At 76.0% G+C, this 2622-nt stretch carries 1 protein-coding gene; it reads left to right on the top strand.

The window, feature by feature from the left end; all coding sequences use genetic code 11:
• Nucleotides 1-40: 40 nt before the first annotated feature.
• Nucleotides 41-2622: acyltransferase domain-containing protein (locus HTZ82_RS22035; RefSeq protein WP_254712029.1), on the top strand; the 2582-nt coding region annotated here is incomplete at its 3' end.

Genomic DNA, 2622 nt, shown 5'->3' with positions numbered 1-2622 from the left:
GGCGTTCCTGTTCACCGGGCAGGGTGCCCAGCGGGCCGGGATGGGACGTGAACTGTACGAGGCGTTCCCCGTGTTCGCGGACGCCTTCGAAGAGGTGTGCGCGGCGCTCGACGCCCACCTGGACGGCGGTTCGCTGGCCGACACGATCGCGTCCGGCGAAGGCCTGGACGAGACCGGGTGGACGCAGCCGGCGCTCTTCGCCTTCGAAGTCGCCATGTACCGGCTCGTCGAGTCGTGGGGCGTACGGCCCGACTACGTCGCCGGGCACTCCGTCGGCGAGATCGCGGCCGCCCACGTCGCGGGCGTGCTCACGCTCGACGACGCCGCCGCGCTGATCACCGCGCGCGGCCGGCTGATGCAGGCACTTCCGGCAGGCGGAGCGATGGTCGCCCTCGGCGCGCCGGAAGCCGACGTGCTGCCGCTCCTGGAGGGCCTGGACGACCGCGTGTCGGTCGCGGCCGTCAACGGGCCCGCGTCCGTGGTCATCTCGGGAGAAGAGGACGCCGTCCTGGCCGTCGCCGAGAAGGTGAAGACGGCCGGGCACCGCACCAAGCGGCTCACCGTCTCGCACGCCTTCCACTCCCCGCTGATGGACCCCATGCTCGACGCGTTCCGGGCCGTGGTCGAAGGGCTGGAGTTCCGTGCCCCGGCCATCCCGGTCGTGTCCAACGTCAGCGGCGCGCTCGCCGGCGACGACCTGCTGACGCCCGACTACTGGGTGCGGCACGTCCGCGAGGCCGTGCGGTTCTCCGACGGCGTCCGCACCCTCGCCGGGCTCGGCGCCACCACGTTCCTGGAGATCGGCCCCGACGCCGTCCTCACCGCCATGGCCCGGGAGACCCTCGACGCCGAGGGCGGCAGCGGCGAGTCCGCCGCCGTCGTCCCGGTCCAGCGGCGCAAGCAGGACGAGGTACGGGTCGCGGCGGCGGCGCTCGGCACCCTGCACGTCCGAGGTGTCCGCACCGACCGGCACGCGCTGCACGGCCCGGGCGCGGCCGGACAGCCGTCGCACCACGTGAAGTTGCCGACGTACGCGTTCCAGCGCGAGCGTTTCTGGCTGGAGGCGGCGGCGCCGTCCGGGAACGTCACGTCCGTGGGCCTGGTCGACGCGGAGCACCCGCTGATCGCCGCCGTGTCGGTGCTCCCGGACTCCGGCGGGGTCCTCGCCACCGGCAGGCTGTCCCTGGCCACGCACCCGTGGCTGGCCGAGCACACCGTCGCCGGCACCGTGCTCGTGCCCGGTACGGCACTGGTGGAGATGGCCGTACGGGCCGGTGACGAGGCGGGCTGCACGGGCCTGGAGGAGCTGGTCGTGGAGGCGCCGCTGGTGGTGCCGGCCACGGGCGGTGTCCACGTCCAGGTCACCGTGTCGGGCGACGACGCGGACGGGCGGCGCACGTTCGGCGTGTACTCGCGGCCGGACGGGGCCGCGACGGACGGCACCGCGACCGACGCGCCGTGGACGCGGCACGCGAGCGGTTCGCTCATCTCGGACGCGGGTGCGCCGGCGGCCGTCTCCGAGCTGGCCGTGTGGCCGCCCGCCGGGGCGGAGCAGGCCGACGCCGACGGGTTCTACGAGCGGCTGGCCGACGGCGGTTTCGCCTTCGGGCCGCTGTTCCGGGGGCTGCGTACGGTGTGGACGCGCGGCGACGAGGTGTTCGCGGAGGTCGCGCTCGACGAGGCGGGCCAGGCGGCGGCCGAGGGCTTCGGGCTGCACCCGGGGCTCCTGGACTCGGCGCTGCACGCGGCGGCGTTCGCCCCGGCGCGGGCGGGCGACGACCGGACGCGGCTGCCGTTCGCGTGGAACGGTGTGGCGCTGCACGCGACGGGCGCCACGGCGCTGCGGGTACGGATCGCCCCGGCGGGCGCGGACGGGTTCTCCGTCACGGCGGCCGACCCGGCCGGTGCCCCGGTCGTGTCGGTGGGCTCGCTGGTGTACCGCGAGGTGGACGCCGCACAGCTGGGCGGTGCGGATGCCGCCGGTGACGGGGCGGTGCGTGACGCGCTGTTCCAGGTGGAGTGGGTGCCGCTCCCGGCGACCGGCGCGGGCACGGGTGGTTCGGCCTCTGGGGCCGACTGGTCCCGGTACGACGTGGTCGCGGGCGCGGCGGACGCCGCCGTGCCGCAGCGGGTGCGGGAGCTGGCCGGGCGGGCGCTGGGTGCCGTACAGGAGTTCCTGGAGGACCCGGCGCGGGACGGCGGGGCGCTCGTCGTCACCGTGGACGGCGCCGACCCGGCGTCGGCCGCCGTGCGGGGTCTGGTGCGGACGGCGCAGCTGGAGTACCCGGGCCGGGTCGTGCTCGCCGAACTGGACGGCACCGACGCCTCCGAGCAGGCCCTGGCGGCGGCCGTCGCCACCGGGGAACCGCAGTTCGCGCTCACGGACGGCGCCCTGACCGTGCCGCGCCTCACCCGGGGCAGCACGACCGCCACCGGAGAGCTGGAGGTCTTCCGTCCGGACGGCACCGTCCTCATCACCGGAGGCACCGGCTCCCTCGGCGCCCTGTTCGCCCGCCACCTCGTCACCGCCCACGGCGTGACCTCCCTCGTCCTCACCAGCCGACGCGGCCCCGCCGCCGAAGGCGCGGACGCCCTCGCCGCCGAACTGAAGGAGCTGGGCGC

Origin of the sequence: Streptomyces sp. TRM64462 (genome assembly GCF_013362995.1) — a bacterium.
GTDB lineage: Bacteria > Actinomycetota > Actinomycetes > Streptomycetales > Streptomycetaceae > Streptomyces.
The sequence above is the reverse complement of the archived record's forward strand: the minus strand, read 5'-3'. Positions and strand labels throughout refer to the sequence as shown.